Source organism: Nostoc sp. MG11 (genome assembly GCF_014904695.1).
Taxonomy (GTDB): Bacteria; Cyanobacteriota; Cyanobacteriia; order Cyanobacteriales; family Nostocaceae; genus Komarekiella.
On sequence record NZ_JACXXN010000006.1, the window covers coordinates 92,692 to 108,704 of the forward strand.

The 16,013-nt window shown below is 42.4% G+C and carries 15 protein-coding genes and 1 tRNA gene; 7 read left to right on the top strand and 9 right to left on the bottom strand.

Annotated features, from left to right (window positions below):
• Window positions 1–5: 5 nt before the first annotated feature.
• The 9 genes from nuoK to HCR01_RS11440 all read right to left on the bottom strand — a co-directional run bounded on the left by nuoK (window position 6) and on the right by HCR01_RS11440 (window position 8,296).
• Window positions 6–311 (bottom strand): NADH-quinone oxidoreductase subunit NuoK, encoded by a 306-nt coding sequence (nuoK, locus tag HCR01_RS11400; protein WP_006199065.1) that lies wholly within the window; start codon window positions 309–311, stop codon window positions 6–8.
• A 104-nt stretch (window positions 312–415) separates the two neighbouring features.
• Window positions 416–1,063: an NADH-quinone oxidoreductase subunit J gene (locus HCR01_RS11405; RefSeq protein WP_193196316.1), complete on the bottom strand. Its 648-nt coding sequence runs from the start codon at window positions 1,061–1,063 to the stop codon at window positions 416–418.
• 240 nt (window positions 1,064–1,303) lie between these two features.
• Complete coding sequence (ndhI, locus tag HCR01_RS11410) at window positions 1,304–1,888, bottom strand: NAD(P)H-quinone oxidoreductase subunit I (RefSeq protein WP_193196317.1); 585 nt, start codon at window positions 1,886–1,888, stop codon at window positions 1,304–1,306.
• Between the two features lie 96 nt (window positions 1,889–1,984).
• Window positions 1,985–3,103 carry an NADH-quinone oxidoreductase subunit NuoH gene (nuoH, locus tag HCR01_RS11415; protein ID WP_193196318.1) on the bottom strand — a complete coding sequence of 373 codons (1,119 nt, stop codon included), beginning with the start codon at window positions 3,101–3,103 and terminating at the stop codon, window positions 1,985–1,987.
• A gap of 402 nt (window positions 3,104–3,505) precedes the next feature.
• Window positions 3,506–4,642, bottom strand: coding sequence for a citrate synthase (locus tag HCR01_RS11420; RefSeq protein ID WP_193196319.1), 1,137 nt, complete (start codon window positions 4,640–4,642; stop codon window positions 3,506–3,508).
• Window positions 4,643–4,754: 112 nt separating this feature from the next.
• Window positions 4,755–5,249, bottom strand: a complete 495-nt coding sequence (sixA, locus tag HCR01_RS11425) for a phosphohistidine phosphatase SixA (protein WP_193196320.1) — start codon at window positions 5,247–5,249, stop codon at window positions 4,755–4,757.
• Between the two features lie 150 nt (window positions 5,250–5,399).
• Entirely contained in the window at window positions 5,400–5,714 is a 315-nt protein-coding gene (locus tag HCR01_RS11430) for a type II toxin-antitoxin system VapC family toxin (RefSeq protein ID WP_226889270.1), read from the bottom strand.
• A 53-nt stretch (window positions 5,715–5,767) separates the two neighbouring features.
• Window positions 5,768–7,048 (bottom strand): DHH family phosphoesterase, encoded by a 1,281-nt coding sequence (locus HCR01_RS11435; RefSeq protein ID WP_193196321.1) that lies wholly within the window; start codon window positions 7,046–7,048, stop codon window positions 5,768–5,770.
• Between the two features lie 750 nt (window positions 7,049–7,798).
• Complete coding sequence (locus HCR01_RS11440) at window positions 7,799–8,296, bottom strand: HNH endonuclease (RefSeq protein WP_162396860.1); 498 nt, start codon at window positions 8,294–8,296, stop codon at window positions 7,799–7,801.
• A 147-nt stretch (window positions 8,297–8,443) separates the two neighbouring features.
• On the opposite strand from HCR01_RS11440, the gene HCR01_RS11445 reads away from it, so the two are divergent.
• From HCR01_RS11445 to HCR01_RS11475, 7 genes are all read left to right on the top strand, one after another.
• Window positions 8,444–8,659 (top strand): hypothetical protein, encoded by a 216-nt coding sequence (locus tag HCR01_RS11445; RefSeq protein ID WP_193196322.1) that lies wholly within the window; start codon window positions 8,444–8,446, stop codon window positions 8,657–8,659.
• A gap of 92 nt (window positions 8,660–8,751) precedes the next feature.
• Window positions 8,752–9,939, top strand: a complete 1,188-nt coding sequence (alr, locus tag HCR01_RS11450; protein WP_193196323.1) for an alanine racemase — start codon at window positions 8,752–8,754, stop codon at window positions 9,937–9,939.
• A gap of 93 nt (window positions 9,940–10,032) precedes the next feature.
• Window positions 10,033–10,114: transfer RNA gene (locus HCR01_RS11455), tRNA-Leu, on the top strand.
• A 908-nt stretch (window positions 10,115–11,022) separates the two neighbouring features.
• Entirely contained in the window at window positions 11,023–12,096 is a 1,074-nt protein-coding gene (locus HCR01_RS11460; RefSeq protein WP_193196324.1) for a response regulator, read from the top strand.
• 69 nt (window positions 12,097–12,165) lie between these two features.
• Window positions 12,166–12,543, top strand: a complete 378-nt coding sequence (locus tag HCR01_RS11465) for a response regulator (protein ID WP_191757881.1) — start codon at window positions 12,166–12,168, stop codon at window positions 12,541–12,543.
• A gap of 4 nt (window positions 12,544–12,547) precedes the next feature.
• Complete coding sequence (locus HCR01_RS11470) at window positions 12,548–13,045, top strand: chemotaxis protein CheW (protein ID WP_193196325.1); 498 nt, start codon at window positions 12,548–12,550, stop codon at window positions 13,043–13,045.
• 58 nt (window positions 13,046–13,103) lie between these two features.
• Window positions 13,104–15,926, top strand: a complete 2,823-nt coding sequence (locus tag HCR01_RS11475; RefSeq protein ID WP_193196326.1) for a methyl-accepting chemotaxis protein — start codon at window positions 13,104–13,106, stop codon at window positions 15,924–15,926.
• Window positions 15,927–16,013: the final 87 nt, after the last annotated feature.

The following is a 16,013-nucleotide window of genomic DNA, read 5'->3' on the forward strand; positions in this document are numbered from 1 at the left end:
CACTATTACCACTTCAGGAGATTAAACTGCTCCATATCGACGGTATCGCGGTTGCGATAAATTGCAAGCACGATCGCTAAACCTACCGCCGCCTCGGCCGCTGCCACGGTGATCACAAACACGGTGAAAACCTGACCTTTAATTAATGTTGAGTCAAGGAAATTGGAAAATGCCATTAAATTCAGATTAACAGCATTGAGCAGTAACTCAATTGACATCAACACCCGTACGGCGTTACGGCTGGTAATTAAGCCATAGATGCCAATGCAGAATAGAGCGGCTGCTAGTAATAAAAAGTACTGGAGTTGCATGAATCTTATGTCAGTTGTCAGTTGTCAGTTGTCAAAATTCAGGAGGCAGGAGGCAAAAGGTAGTAGTTATTTATCCCCAGTCCCTAATCTCAGCCCCCAGTTCCCTATTCGCGACGAGAACCACCACGAAAGGTATCAGTATCACTTCCAGTACTGGTGCTTGTGGATATCAGTTCTCTAGGACGTTCTGGCAAAGTCAAAACGGTTTGCCGCTGTTCGGATGATGTAGCTTGGTCTGGCAAATACTCGCGACGCGCTAAAATTATTGCTCCTACCATCGCTATCAGCAGCAAAATGGAAGCCAGTTCAAAAGGTAGTAAAAAGTCAGTGAAGAAATGTTCACCAATTAAAACTATAGAACTTTCACTAGCTACAGGAGCAGTTGAGTAAGCCCAAGGGGTCGCCAGTACCATCGTACTCAAAAGAGCAAACAACCCTAGACTGACTATGGCCGTTAGTACTTTCCGCACCCAAGAGTTGGGAAACGGCACAAAATTCTGCCGTTTGTTCACCAACATAATGGCAAACAGAATCAGCACGTTAACCGCCCCAACATAAATTAGTATTTGTGCGGTTGCAACAAAGTCAGCATTCAGCAATAGGTACAGTCCCGCTATGCTGATGAACACACCTCCCAGCATGAAAGCGGAATAGACAATGTTGGCAAACAGCACCACGCCAATAGCTGCCCCAATCATCATCGTAGCCAGCACGCCAAAAGATACAATCTGTACTCCTTCCGCTAAATTCACTGTTTTTTGTCCTCAATAGTCATTGGTCAAGGGGATCCAGCGCCGTGGTGAGACAGTCCAGTCTTCTCCCAAGCGGAGACGCCAAGGGCGATGGGGGTTCTCCCCCAATCCCCACTCCGTGGGGGCCCCGAGTCCCCCAGGAGGAACTGCCGAAAGGGTTTCCCGACTTGAGGCGACTGGCGTTCAATAGTCAAGGGTCAAGGGTCAATATTTGGACTCTTGACTTTGGACTTTTGACATTTATTTTTCCATTTGTTCTACAAGGTCTTCTGGACGCGCACCTGCACGAGGCGCATCCGCAGGCAGACCGTGAGGTTCGAGTACGCCCTTGGGCAGGTAAACTAGTTCACGCAGTGGCGTTACCATTGGGTCATCTGTTACCTTGTAGGGCAGACGACCTAGTGCTACGCTGTCATAGTTCAATTCATGGCGATCATAAGTGGAAAGCTCGTATTCTTCTGTCATGGAGAGACAGTTAGTGGGGCAATATTCCACACAGTTACCGCAAAAAATACAAACTCCAAAGTCAATGCTGTAATGGTTGAGCTTTTTCTTTTTACTCGCTTTGTCGAATTCCCAATCCACTACAGGCAGGTTAATTGGACAAACTCGAACACAGACTTCGCAGGAGATGCACTTATCAAACTCAAAGTGAATCCTACCGCGAAACCGCTCGCCAGGAATCAGTTTTTCGTAAGGGTACTGTACGGTAATTGGGCGCCGCCGCATGTGGTCGAAGGTGACAGACAAACCCTGACCAATGTAACGCGCAGCTTGCACGGTTTCTTTGGCGTAATCACCAACTTGCTTCAGGAACTTTAGCATTGTGTCTCACTCTTTCTATTTAAGCTATCAGCGTTATTTGTCCTTTGTCATTTATCCTTTGTCCTTTGCAAATGATTAATGACTAATGACTAATAACTATCCGCCGAAGGCGAAAGGAAAGGCTAGTTTCAGAGCTGCTGTTAATAGGAGATTAGCTAAACCAACAGGCAACAAAAACTTCCATCCTAAATCTAACAATTGATCAATCCGCACCCGTGGCACTGTCCAGCGCAACAAGATGGCGACAAATACCAGTAAATAGGCTTTGAGTACGGTCATGGTAATACCCAAAGAAGCAGTGACTATCTGCAATACGGGATTTGCTTCACTGATTCCCAGCCAACTAGCTATGAGGTTGAGGGGAATGGGAAAGTCCCAACCGCCTAGGTACAAAACTGCTACCAATAGGGAAGAAAGTATCAAGTTAACGTAGGAACCTAGGTAGAATAGACCGAATTTCATCCCAGCGTATTCAGTCTGATAGCCTGCTACCAGTTCTTCTTCTGCTTCCGGTAGGTCAAAAGGCAATCGTTCGCATTCAGCTAAGACTGCTATCCAAAAAATCACGAACCCGGCTGGTTGACGCCAAATGTTCCAGCCTAGGATACCGTAGCCTGATTGTTGATTAACAATGTCAACGGTGCTGAGGCTGTTAGACATCATAGCGATCGCAAGTACCGCCAGCGCCAAAGGAATTTCATAACTAATCGACTGTGCTGCTGCTCGTAAGCCTCCTAAAAGGGAGTATTTGTTATTAGATGCATAGCCAGCCATCAATAAGCCAATAGGTTGAATGCTAGACAAGGCAATCCACAAAAACACACCCATGCCCACATTGCTAATTACGATATTCTGTCCAAAGGGTATAATCAGAAACGACAGAAACACCGGAATCACAACAATAATTGGGCCGAGGGTAAATAGCCAGGGGTCTGATTTGGCTGGAACTATATCTTCTTTAAAGACCAACTTTAGACCATCCGCTACAGGCACCAACAACCCAAAAGGCCCCTGGTATTCTGGGCCAATCCGTTGCTGCGCGGCGGCGGAAATTTTTCGCTCTAGCCAAGTGGCGACCAAAACCCCTACTGTTGCTCCAATTAGCATCAGTATCATTGGCAGTGGCATCCAAATCGCTTTGGCTGTTCCTGCTGGTATTCCTAAATCCTTGAGGGATTCAATAAAAGTTCCTTGGAGGTCAATTCCTGAGTTCATGTTTCCGCTCTTTAAGTCATCGAGTCATGGTGAGTTACAACTATTAGTTCAATTAATACCTGTAAATTCACCGATTTATAATCTCTGCTCAGACGATACTTGATTGAAGATTTGTTGCTAATTCCCATGCCTAGTATATCCTTGGATGGTTTGACCACCCTGAAGCGATATGAGAACTTCTACTTATGGTTGGCATTGAGATTAGCGAACAAAGCCGTTTATTTTGAGGAGGAGTAGGGGGAGTGAGTGAACAATTACTCTTGTCTCCCCCTCTTTTCATCTTTTCATTCCCTTAGCATGTCAACACAAAACTTCCGCTGCCATTTCAGTAACGGTTATCTGCTTTTGATTTTTGTGCTTCCTGTGAACTGAGGTTAGTATGAATGGCAATCAAACTGCTAGTTAACGTTGCTCAATTGGTGTATAAGGAATTTCGTGCCGACCGTTGTAAATCTGTGTAGGACGGAAAATTCGGTTTTCTGCTAGTTGTTCTTTCCAGTGGGCTAGCCAACCTGCAACACGGGCGATCGCAAATATTGGTGTAAACAAGTCTGTGGGAATCCCCATTTTTCTATACACCAAACCAGAGTAAAAGTCAACATTGGGATAAATCCCTTTGGAGGCGAGTTTTTCCTCTACCACTCGTTCCATCTCTTGGGCAATGTCATAGAACTTGTCGTGCCCAAATTTCTCAAACAACTGTTCTGCCAATTTTTGCAAAATCGTGGCTCGTGGGTCTTTTACTTTGTAGACACGATGTCCGAAGCCCATAATCTTAGCTTTGCGTTCCAGACAATCTTGGATGTAGGGACGCACATTCTCTACAGAGCCAATGTTTTCCAACATCTGAATTACTTCTTCATTGGCTCCACCATGCAGGGGCCCTCCCAAAGTTCCCACTGCACTAGCAACGACAGCGTAGGGGTCAGTCAAAGTGGAAGCTGTCACCCTAGCGCTGAAGGTGGAAGCGTTCATCGTGTGTTCGACATGAAGTATCAAACAAATGTCAAAAATCCGTGCTGCCAAGGGGTCGGGTTCTTGCTCATTGAGCATGTATAGGAAGTTGGCGGAGTAGTCTAAGTCATCACGGGGACGTACGGGGTCATTGCCTTTTCGCATCAACTGGAAGGCCGCCACCATTGTGGGAATGGTTGCTATCAAGCGAACCACCGAATCTCGAATGTAGGCAGGATTATGTAAATCCCGGAGCGAATAAAATAAGCCTAAAGCGGCAGCAGAAGCTTGTAAGGCATCCATTGGATGACCGCTTTCTGGAAAGCATTTCATCATGTCCCGAATGCGGTATTTTATCCGCCTGTGGTAACGAACTTCATGCTCAAATGCTTCCAGTTCTTCCTTGCTTGGCAGTTCGCCCCAGATTAAGAGATAAGCAGTTTCCAGGAATGTACTTTTTTCTGCTAGTTCCTCAATCCGAATGCCACGATATTCTAGTATTCCCTTTTGCCCATCAACATAGCTAATACTCGATTGAGCGGCGGGAATGCCTTCTAGACCAGGCTTGTATTCGCACACCATCATGGCAACACCATTTGCTTTGTGAAATATCCGACTAGCTAATTTACCAGAAAATTATTTTTGCCATAACAGTAGCCGAGCTAACAACAATCCTTAGAGAAAGGTTGAAAAACTGTTACAGCAGGTACTTGGGTGGTGTCAACCAGAACATCTGACTACGACCCAAAACCGAGCCTGTTTCTGGTAGTTTTATCCCAATCATACCTGCTTTTTTCAAGACTAGACTGGCCTTGACCTCCCCCCAAAGAAGAATTTCCGCCCAATTGCTCAAACAAGGTTCATGTCCTACTAAAGCAAGTTGGGTATTTTGGGAAAAATTTCTGGGTTCTAGCCAGTCAGCCAACCAACCGGAAATTTGCCCATCAGGGGCAAGGTGAGTCGATTCCTCTAACTCGGAACTGAGTCTTTGTGCTATAAGAATTTCAGCAGTTTGGTGAGCACGTACTAGAGGACTAGTGACAATCAAATCAAATTGCAAACCCAGTTTTTTCATTCGCTGGGCAACTTTCTCGGTTTTTTGTAACCCTTCTTTGGTCAGACTTCGCTGTTCATCCTTGATACCAGCTTGTCTGTCTTCGGCGATGCCATGACGAATTAAGTAAAGTTCCATACTCTGAATTTTGCGATCGCAGCGTGGCGTAGCGCGTGCTGAGTTAGTAGTTATGCTTGATGTGAATTAACATATCCTAACCCTAATCATCATTACGTATTCGTTGATCTGCATCCGTTCGGTGCAGCACAGTATTGGGTGTTTTAAGTGTTATGAATATGGCAATAGGTTTAAACCTTGAATAAACCTGTAATCCCGTTGCTTTTTTGTAATGAACGGGTAATTGCACACTATTGCTGTAGCTGCAATGAGACTATCAGCAATGAGCAAGCCATGACTTAAGCGATAAGACCGCAATAAATCAACTGCTCTGTCTGACACAGCCTGGTCAATCTTGATGATGTAAAAGTGCTTGAGGAAATTTTCTAGTATTTGTAGTTCTGCTTTGTTAGCACAACCAATCATTAGTTCCATTTGTGTGACTATGCTAATTGCCAAGGCAGAACTGGCTTTCAAATTTTGCAAACAGGTTGCTGCTTCAAGAACACCGCGACCAGTATCAATATCTCCTTGTCCCTCTACTCCGACTGAATTGGGTTGTCTTTGGGATTTACTAACCTCAGCAGCTTTTGCTTAATTTGAGCGTCAAAGACTTCCCATTTCATTTTCGCATAAGCAGAATTTTCATTACTGCCAGATAAGAAGCCCATTGGGATTTCAAAGCCACCTGCGCTTGTCCGTCCACCGCCAAAAAAGCGCCCAGTGCTATCTTGGCCAAAGGCTTCTTTGATGAATTCATCAGGGTCAAGGGTGAGTTTGGTGGTTCTTAAGGAGCCGATGACTATTTCCAGTTCTTCATCTTCATCGTGAACAATGCCGTAAACTACAGCAGTGTGGACGTTTTCTTCGGTGACGAGAAAATCAGCAGCTTGTGGAATGGCGTCTCTGTCGTCGTAGCGTAAGTAACCCACACCAGCAATAGAAAAGTTATTTTGGACGATGCGATTTTTAAGCGATCGCTCGATCACATCCATTACCCGCTTGGAACGATTTGCTTGTAAAATCGCGTTGAGCAGTTGGGCGTCATAAAATCGACTTAGATATGCAGCTGCCATAAAATCCTCTTCTTGCGCTTGCATTAGCCGATTTGTATCTGATCGCAAGCCATGCATCAAGGCAGTAGCACATTTGACATGTTGATTTATGCTGCTATCTAGAGCCAGTAATCCCGATTGTAAGTATTGAGTAAAAATTGTTGCTGTGGCTCGTACATAAGGACGAACATCCTCAAACTCTGAGTTGAGTTCTCCCTGTAAGCTGTGATGGTCGATCAGCGCTACTAAAGGAATTCCAGCCTGCTGTACCGCTGATAATAGCTGAGAAGTAGTTCCCTGATTATCAATTAGTACAAAACCTTGATAAGATGACAAATCTTTACTTTTCAAGGTTTGCAGTGTCCAGCGTTGAACAGGCAAATTAGTCAGTCTCACCAAGGCAATATTCTCTTGGTGGCTTAAAGCGCCTGCATAAATGATTTCACATTTGATATCGTATTGCTGAGCAATTAACTGATAAGTCCAAGCAGAGGATAGAGCATCTGGATCAGGGAAATCTTGCAGGATTACCAATTGGCGATCGTGTCGGTGCGCCAAGAGGGTTTTTTGCAGTTCTTCTGATTTCTGATTTGCCAGAGAATTACCACGCTGCGCTGGATAAGTGCCACCTTCACCTGTCGATAACGGTAAAGACGGGCGGGTAAGTGGAAGTTCCACTGGTTTCTCTATTTCAGGTTCATCTGAGTTTGGCTCTGTGGTTAATGAAAAACTATCAAACTGAGTAACAGGAGAATTCAAGTACATAGGAAACGTTGTTTGAAGTGTAAGGCTCCGTTGATTCATTAAAAAATACTAAAATTAACAATTTACTGATTTAGTCATATATTATAATTTTCGCAAAAATATAAAATCATTGCACTATATACCTAAGTATATTTTTTGTTAGTAGCAGTGCTACCACACTTATCAATCAACTAAATCCATCCAGAACGTATGTCAGTTCTACAAATAATGACTTCGTATATCTCTGACTGTATCTGGAACACAAATTTTTTTCTCTTCTATAGTTTGAATAAACTGAATTTTTGTTTAAAGTTGCTCGCTAACCTCAAAATTTATCTCACTTAAGGTATACTAACCACCTCGCACTTTGTACTCAATTTTTTATTTGACAGCCTTTTATTATGTCAATATTCTCATCCTTGTGATTAATGAGCAATTAACAATTGTTTTTAACGAAATACGCTTTTTTCGTATCTACATCATTTTGAATAAATTAAAGCGCATTTCAGTTATTTTTCACTTTCATGAGGTAAAATAATAGGCTGTTACCTTGATCGCTGAAATTTGTGCAAATTACTTTATCTCCTAATGCCTGAAAACTTACCTCACAAGCCTCAGACAATTCTTACGCAGGGAACAAGCGATCAAGGTCAAATGCATTCAGTAAAAGTTTAGCTGCCCTCCAAAAGGATAGACAGCTATGGCAACAAACAAGCAAAGAGATCAACAGATGACTATTCTTCTGCGCTTCTGGGGCTAAATTGCTTCATGTCAAAGACCAATAACATACTTTTGCCATTCTTGGTGCAGTCCACTCTTGAGATGTTTACTAACCTCGAAATAGAGGCTGCTGTAAGGTTGACGGGGGGGATGACGCAAAGGCATATGGGCTTCGTGGGGCGTGCGGTTGCCTTTTTTAACATTGCAACGGACACAAGCTGTAACAATGTTCTCCCAAGTGTCACCCCCGCCGCGCGATCGCGGTATCACATGGTCTAGGGTCAATTCATCCCCTGTGTAACCGCAATATTGACACGTGTGACCGTCACGGTGCAGTATATTTCGGCGGGTCAGGGGAATTTCCTTATAGGGAACGCGCACATAGTGACGCAAACGGATCACAGTTGGCAGCGGGAAATCCGAGTACAGGAATTTACCGTTATGTTCCACGCGTTCTGCTTTGCCCTTGATTAACAGAACCGTAGCGCGACGCCAGCTCGTTATGTTGAGCGGTTCGTAAGAAGCGTTTAAGACTAAAACCTTCCCCATTGATCTGCGCTCAGGGTATTAGTTTTACATATATTAACACAAATATACTCTGCCAGAGAGAGAAGAATAAATTATACTTCCGAGATAATTCAAGAATTAAATTTGGGAGACAAGAGATAAGAGTCAGGAGAACTTATCCACAAAGGGATGAGATTTGAATATCGGATTGCAATTCCGATTCTACTCGTTGTCCAGGGGGTTTGTAGCAGTGAGTCAGGAAATATTCGTAGAGGAATAATTATGGACAGCAGTTGCTACTATCCGGGAATACTAGGAGCCAACCTGACTTCTGACTATCCAAGGGAAAGTGCATTGCAAGTAACTAAAAACCGCTATAAGCATCTTGTATCAATTCCCGGATGAACGGTAAACTTCCTGTTTAATCTGATATCGCTTCTCAGAGCGTCAATAGATATTCTGGATGTTTAGCAGTGGTGTGATAGGAGTTAGTGAAAATGTTAAGCCGCAAGCAAACCCCTGGTGTAGTTTCTAATCAGCAATGCGACACTTATGCGTGGTTCTCACAACGAGCTTGGGTAGAAATTGATTTGGGGGCGTTGTCGTACAATGTACAGCAGCTAGTACAGTTTTTATCGCCGCGGACTCAGCTAATGGCAGTGGTGAAAGCTGATGCCTATGGGCATGGAGCCGTAACAGTTGCCCAGACAGTACTACAATCTGGAGCAAGTTTGTTAGGAGTGGCTACAGTTCCAGAGGCTATTCAATTGCGAGAAGGCGGGATTAAAGCTCCAATTTTGATTTTAGGGGCAACCCATACACCAGAGCAAATTCATGCGATCGCTCACTGGAAACTTCAGCCAACATTGTGCAGCCCCAAACAAGCTTTGGTATTTTCCAACATCCTAGAAGAGATGAACTATGATTCACCCGTACCTGTACATATTAAATTAGACACGGGAATGTCTAGGTTGGGAACTAACTGGCAAGAAGCGGGTGAGTTTGTGCAGTTGGTGCAACGGTTACCACATCTTTCTATTGCCAGCGTCTATTCTCATTTGGCAACAGCCGATAGTTTTGACACCACAGTCATGAAAGAACAGCATAGCCGATTTGAGGAAGCGATCGCTCACATCAAGGCAATGGGAATACAACCACCCTGTTTGCACTTGGCAAACTCAGCGGCAGCTCTCACAGATCGAACATTGCACTACGATATTATCAGAGCAGGTTTAGCGATTTACGGACTCTACCCAGCACCTCATTTACAAAATGTGATCGACCTGAAGCCAGTTTTACAACTTAATGCGCGAATCACTCAAGTAAAAACAATTTCCCCAGGAACCGGTGTCAGCTATAACCATCAATTTATTGCCCCGCGTGAACTTCGCCTCGCCGTCGTGGGAATTGGTTATGCTGATGGTGTCCCTCGAAACCTTTCCAATAAAATGCAGGTGTTAATTCGTGGTCAACGAGTGTCACAGATCGGGACAATTACAATGGATCAGCTGATGCTGGATGTAAGTGCCATACCCAACGTCCAAGAAGGAGAAGTTGTCACTTTACTGGGAGAACAGGGAAACGAACAAATCTCAGCGGACGATTGGGCTGAACAATTAAATACTATTTCTTGGGAAATTCTTTGTGGTTTCAAGCATCGTCTGCCTCGTGTTGCAGTTATGTAAGCATGGGGCCTTGGCATTGGGCATGGGGTTTCTTCCCCATTCCCTAATACCTATTCCCATAAACAATTTTTTATGGTACTATAGTAAACTGATGCGGATGTGGCGGAATTGGCAGACGCGCTAGATTTAGGTTCTAGTTCCGAAAGGAGTGAAGGTTCAAGTCCTTTCATCCGCACTTTTGAGAGATTGCCATATCCTAACTGGGCGTAGAAAATTTAGAATTTACGTATCCAAATTGATGTTACAAACGGGCATAATTTAGATTGGTCTAATGTTTTGTGCGACCTAGTGTCACAATACATCGAGATGAAGCGATGCCCAATGCTTTTAAATCTCAGTACTCAATTAAATAAAATATACAAAGATGCTGAAAACGCAAAATGTCAATCTCAGTAACACTGAACATTTGTTAAAAGTATAAATAGTCTTAATTTAATTACGGTAATATACTAGGAAAATTGCCCGCATAAACGGTAAAAGCAATACTAGCTTTGAATTATATTTGCAAACCTCTTGATTTAAATAAATACAAATTATACCTTGTATCAAATAGTACTAATCAATAATGACTGACTTCATCAAAATTGTAGAGATTATCACCTTGACAGAACTAAAATAGACAGTAACAACAGTCAAAACTGAAGAAATTTATTATCAAAATTCATATATTCTAAATAATTTTACTTAGATTGTCTGAAAGTTTATCTGAATTAAGTCCTAGTATTCGCTTACGAGTAAATACTGGGACTTAACTATATTAATGTCAATAAAATCAGTATTATTCCTGTAGTCAGATAGGGGTCACTCAATGGAAAGTGGCTTCATCTAGTCTTGACATTTTTGTGCATTATTCTCTAAACGTGTTTATTAATCTCAGTAGTGGTAAGTAAAATAACAGCAACTTATGAGTTTACTGAGATTTGAAAATCTGAAAATAATTCTGCTGTGGACTCTTACCACAAAACTGGATATGAACTTCTGTATGTTTATGATACGAAAATTTAACTTCATATTTAATTTTAATTGTGGAAGAAAGCTACTGCACGAATTAAGCTTACACATATCGAATTTAGCTGAAGTAAAATGAGCACAACTCCTATAGGTAGCTACAGGTTGTTCCAGAAACTACATCCGCTATCTCTGTTGGCACAATTAACCAGCCGACATGCTACAGGTTGTTTACGGGTATTTACCGGGACAGTTTCTTGGTCAATCTATCTAGAGGACGGTAAACTTACTTATGCCTCCTATTCAGATAAACTGTTTGAGCGGCTTGATAGTCACTTGCGACGCTTGAGCCAGCAAATTCCCGCTCTCAACAGCGCTACTCGCGTGCAGATGCGGCTGAGGTTTGAAAATCAGAATGAAAATCAATCGATAGTGAATGCAGATTATCAAGCTATTTCTTGGTTAGTTAATCAGAATTACATCACCTCTGTGCAAGCAGGAAACCTGATAGATGAATTGGCGAAAGAAGTGCTGGAGTCATTTCTGTGCTTAAAAGAAGGGAGCTATGAATTTAATCCTGAAGACTCCTTGAATGAACTACCAAAGTTCTGTCGCCTAGATTTGCGGCTACTAGTTGAACATTGTCAAAAGCAGCTACGAACTCGGCAAAATATCCAGTCATCAATTCCTGCGGCTGGGAGTTCCCAAGTTTCGCCTACAACGCAGCCGCCTCAAGTTCAGCCACAACTGCAAATAAAACTTGGGCAACAATTGCCTAAAAAAATTAATTTTGATCTTCCTGATAATAAGAATAATAAAACTACTCAATCATCTATTGGCAAGACCCTCTATACAATTGCCTGCATTGATGATAGCCAAACAGTCTTGAATTCTATCAAACATTTTTTGGATGAAAACACATTCTCGGTTGTGATGATCAATGATCCAGTGAAAGCTTTAATGCAAATTCTTCGGAGTAAACCAGACCTGATTTTACTAGATGTGGAAATGCCAAGTTTAGATGGATATGAGCTATGTTCATTATTACGAAAACATTCAGCTTTTAAAAATACGCCCATTATTATGGTGACTGGCAGAACAGGATTTATCGACAGGGCAAAAGCCAAAATGGTCAGATCATCAGGCTATTTGACTAAACCTTTTACACAATCAGATTTACTAAAAATGGTTTTTAAATACATTGGTTAATTTAGTAGTAATAGTAAATAAAAATAATCAAATTTAATAGTTTTAAGTTAGTTTTTAGGAGATTTAGTAGTGAGCCTGATTTTACTTGGCACAATTCTAATTGTAGAAGATTCTCCCAGCGAATTGGAACTAATGAGCCATTATCTCAAAGAGAGTGGTTACAACGTAATTAAAGCTACTGGTGCAAAAGAAGCTTTAGAAAAAGCTGCGTCACAAAAGCCCGATGTGATTGTTACCGATGTGGTTATGCCTGAAATGAGTGGATTTGAATTGTGTCGCTCTTTGAGAAGAAACCCAATTACTGAAAAAGTGCCGATTGTGATTTGCAGTTCTAAAAATCAGGAGATTGACCGATTTTGGGCGATGAAACAAGGTGCTGATGCTTATATAACAAAACCTTACACTCGTGACCATCTCCTGCATACTATTAAATCAGTGGTAATTTGAATCAATGACTAGTTCAAAAATTACACTTTCCTCGAAACAAACCTACAATAATTCGGGAGATGGCTATCTGAAGTTTCAACTAAATCAGCAGACTGCTGCTGTTTTATCGATGAAGTATACGCAAGAAGCGATTATTGTGCCTGTTGAGTCTGTAACCTCGATGCCAAATATGCCCGCCTGTATACTAGGATTAATGAATTGGCGGAGTCGGATAATTTGGGTAATTGATCTGCCAAGAATGCTAAATTTACAATCCCTAGATAATAGACTACGGCAGTACAATGCAATTGTTATCAGAGTGGAATCGCTGCTGTTGGGCTTAGTTGTGCAAGAAATCAAAGGTACAACTAAGTTCTTATCTGATGATGTTCATTCTCCTGTGGGACAGGTTGCATCTAGTTTAGTTCCTTATTTACGTGGCTGTGTTGTGCAACAGAAAGAAATATTATTGGTATTAGATGCACAGGCGATTGTGCAGTCTTCCATTCTCCGCAGTGATTAGGGTCTACTACTAAAAAGATTTTTAGTGTTCTTATTCACATACTTAGGGGAAATCCTTTATGTTTAATAAAACTGACACGGCTAAGAGTGGTGATGCTCAAAATCGGGCATCAATGATTTCATCTCAAAAAGTTATTAATGGTAGAGTGCAACTAACGAATAACCCAACTACGGAAATTTCTCATAATTCTCCACGCAACCAAGCAGATGCCTATTTTAAAAGGCTTAGCTTGGATACGAAAGCGACAATTTTGGCGATCGCAATCGGTATACTACCAGTATTGGGCATAGGCGCGATCGCCTACAGTTTTGTCAACAAATCGATTACTAAGCAAATTACTCAATCTCAAGAAGCTGAAGCAGCTGGCTTAAGCGATAAAGTCAACCGTTTCATGTTGGAACGCTATGGAGATATTCAAGTCCTCTCGAATTCGCCAGTGTTGACAAATCCTCAAGCTAGCGTCAGCACAACTACTCAAGAAAAGCAAGCAGTTCTAGATGGCATTGTCGAAGCTTATAAAGCTTATGACAGTGTTGCCTTTTTTGATCTTCAAGGCAACTCGATTGTCCAATCCACAGGCGAAACTCTGGATAATCACAAAGACCGTAACTATTTTCAAGATGCTCTGCAAAAAGACGCTCCTGTTATCAGTAAGGCTGAAGCTTCAAAAAGTACAGGTGTCATCAGCATTTACATAGCTGCACCCGTTAAAGATAAAGTTACAGGTCAAAGCATCGGCGTGGTAAGAGCGCGTATGCCCCTAAAATCTTTAAACGAGGTAATTGAAAACTACGCAACCCGACATCAATACTCTCTAGTTGATGCTTCGGGAAAAGTTTTTCTGAGTTCACAAAAGCAATTCTTGGGTAAACAGGCAAAGGCTGAGTATCCTATAGCTAAACTGCTAGTGGACAAAAAGGTAGATAGTTTCACAGCAGTTCCTAAAACTTACAACAAGCAAGAACTAGTAAGTTATGTGCCATTTAGAAAGCTCGATGGCTTGCCAGATTTAAATTGGCAAGTGCTTTTATCTACAGATACAGCAATTGCATTTGAGCCTCAAAAACAATTATTGTGGATTATCGCAATTGGGACAGCATTAACAGCCTTGATTGTGGGAGCGATCGCATCTTGGTTAGCCAAGCGTACCACGCAGCCAATTCTGAATGCGACTGCGGCATTGACAGAGCTAAGTAAAGGTAAATTCAATACCCGTCTGGTGATAGAAACAGAAGACGAATTAGGAGTATTGAATGCAAAGATTAACCAGATGGCTGAACAATTGCAGGTCTTAGTTAAAGAACAAGAACTAGATATTGAAGGAGCAAAGTTACTTGCAGATATTACCCTGCGAATTCGGAGAATTCTGAAAACCGAAGATATTTATCAAGCAGCAGTCAAAGAAGTGCAGCAAGCGCTGAATACAGACCGGGTAATCATCTATAACTTGAATCCAGATACTTGGGATGGCATCGTTGTTGCAGAATCGGTAACTGGTAATTGGCCGAAAATGCTTGGAGTACAAATCGACGACCCCTATTTTCAAGAACGCTACGTAGAAGCGCATCAAGATCATCGAGTGCAGGCAATCGCCAATATTCATCAAGACCAAAGCCTGAAAAATGCCGATAGTTACATTCAACTGTTGGATAAATTTGCCGTCAAAGGTATTTTGAGCATACCGATTTTTGCTCAAGAACAACTCCTAGGCTTACTAATTGCTCATCATTGCGAAATTCCTAGGATTTGGCAACAGCCGGAAATTGACTTGTTTCAACAAATAGCAACTCAAGTCGGCTACGCCTTAGAACAAGCCAAACTGCTTGAAAAGATAGAACAAGCCAAGACAACGGCAGAACAAGGCTCAGATCAGGAACGGCAACAAAAAGAAGCACTACAACAGCAACTTTTAGAACTGCTCAACGATGTAGAAGGTGCAGCCAGAGGCGACCTAACAGTGCGTGCAGACGTAACCGCTGGAGAAATAGGCACTGTTGCCGACTTTTTCAACTCCATTGTCGAAAGTCTCCGGGATATTGTTACCCAAGTTAAACAAGCTGCTACTCAGGTGAATGGTGCAGTTGGCTCTAATGAAGTAGCCATCCGCCAACTAGCAGAGGAAGCACTCACCCAAGCTGCCGAAATCAACCATACTCTAGATGCTGTTGACCAAATGACGCAGTCTATGCAAGTCGTAGCCGAAAACGCTCAACAAGCTGCTACCATTGCTAACCATGCTACCCAAACTGCCACCAAGAGTGGATACGCAATGGATTTGACAGTACAAAATATCCTGTCTCTGCGGGAAACCATTGGTGAAACTGCCAAGAAAGTCAAGCGTTTGGGAGAATCTTCTCAACAGATTTCCCGCGTGGTATCTTTGATTAACCAAATCGCGATCCAAACCAACTTACTCGCCATCAACGCCGGTATTGAAGCAGCACGTGCGGGTGAAGAAGGTCAAGGTTTTGCCGTAGTTGCAGAAGAAGTCGGTGAACTTGCAGTCCGAAGTGCAGCTGCAACCCAAGAAATTGAACAAATTGTTGGTAATATCCAACGAGAAACCAGTGAAGTGGTGCAAGCAATGGAACTAGGCACTACCCAAGTAGTAGAAGGTACTCGAATTGTGGAGGAGGCAAAGCAAAGTCTAGGTCAGATTTTGGATGTATCACGTCAAATCGACTCTTTAGTACAGTCAATTTCTACTGCAACCACATCTCAGGTACAAACATCCCAAACTGTCAGACAATTAATGAAAGACCTCTCTGCTGTATCACAACGCACCAGCGATTCTTCTCGCCAGGTTTCTGAATCTCTGCAACAAACTGTCGAGATCTCTCAAGAGTTGCAGGAGACAGTTGGTACATTTAAAGTCAGTTAAGTAAGTTATGTGTCATTTGTCCTTTGTCCTTTGTCCTTCGTTATTTGCTAGTGACTAATGACCAATGACTAATGACCAATGACTAAT

What these genes read in the sequence shown, in the direction of transcription:
- nuoK (WP_006199065.1), bottom strand. Translation starts at nt 311, where the DNA reads ATGCAACTCCAGTACTTTTTATTACTAGCAGCCGCTCTATTCTGCATT.
- ndhI (WP_193196317.1), bottom strand. Translation starts at nt 1,888, where the DNA reads ATGCTAAAGTTCCTGAAGCAAGTTGGTGATTACGCCAAAGAAACCGTG.
- nuoH (WP_193196318.1), bottom strand. Translation starts at nt 3,103, where the DNA reads ATGAACTCAGGAATTGACCTCCAAGGAACTTTTATTGAATCCCTCAAG.
- HCR01_RS11420 (WP_193196319.1), bottom strand. Translation starts at nt 4,642, where the DNA reads ATGATGGTGTGCGAATACAAGCCTGGTCTAGAAGGCATTCCCGCCGCT.
- sixA (WP_193196320.1), bottom strand. Translation starts at nt 5,249, where the DNA reads ATGGAACTTTACTTAATTCGTCATGGCATCGCCGAAGACAGACAAGCT.
- HCR01_RS11435 (WP_193196321.1), bottom strand. Translation starts at nt 7,048, where the DNA reads ATGTACTTGAATTCTCCTGTTACTCAGTTTGATAGTTTTTCATTAACC.
- HCR01_RS11440 (WP_162396860.1), bottom strand. Translation starts at nt 8,296, where the DNA reads ATGGGGAAGGTTTTAGTCTTAAACGCTTCTTACGAACCGCTCAACATA.
- HCR01_RS11445 (WP_193196322.1), top strand. Translation starts at nt 8,444, where the DNA reads ATGAGATTTGAATATCGGATTGCAATTCCGATTCTACTCGTTGTCCAG.
- alr (WP_193196323.1), top strand. Translation starts at nt 8,752, where the DNA reads ATGTTAAGCCGCAAGCAAACCCCTGGTGTAGTTTCTAATCAGCAATGC.
- HCR01_RS11460 (WP_193196324.1), top strand. Translation starts at nt 11,023, where the DNA reads ATGAGCACAACTCCTATAGGTAGCTACAGGTTGTTCCAGAAACTACAT.
- HCR01_RS11470 (WP_193196325.1), top strand. Translation starts at nt 12,548, where the DNA reads ATGACTAGTTCAAAAATTACACTTTCCTCGAAACAAACCTACAATAAT.
- HCR01_RS11475 (WP_193196326.1), top strand. Translation starts at nt 13,104, where the DNA reads ATGTTTAATAAAACTGACACGGCTAAGAGTGGTGATGCTCAAAATCGG.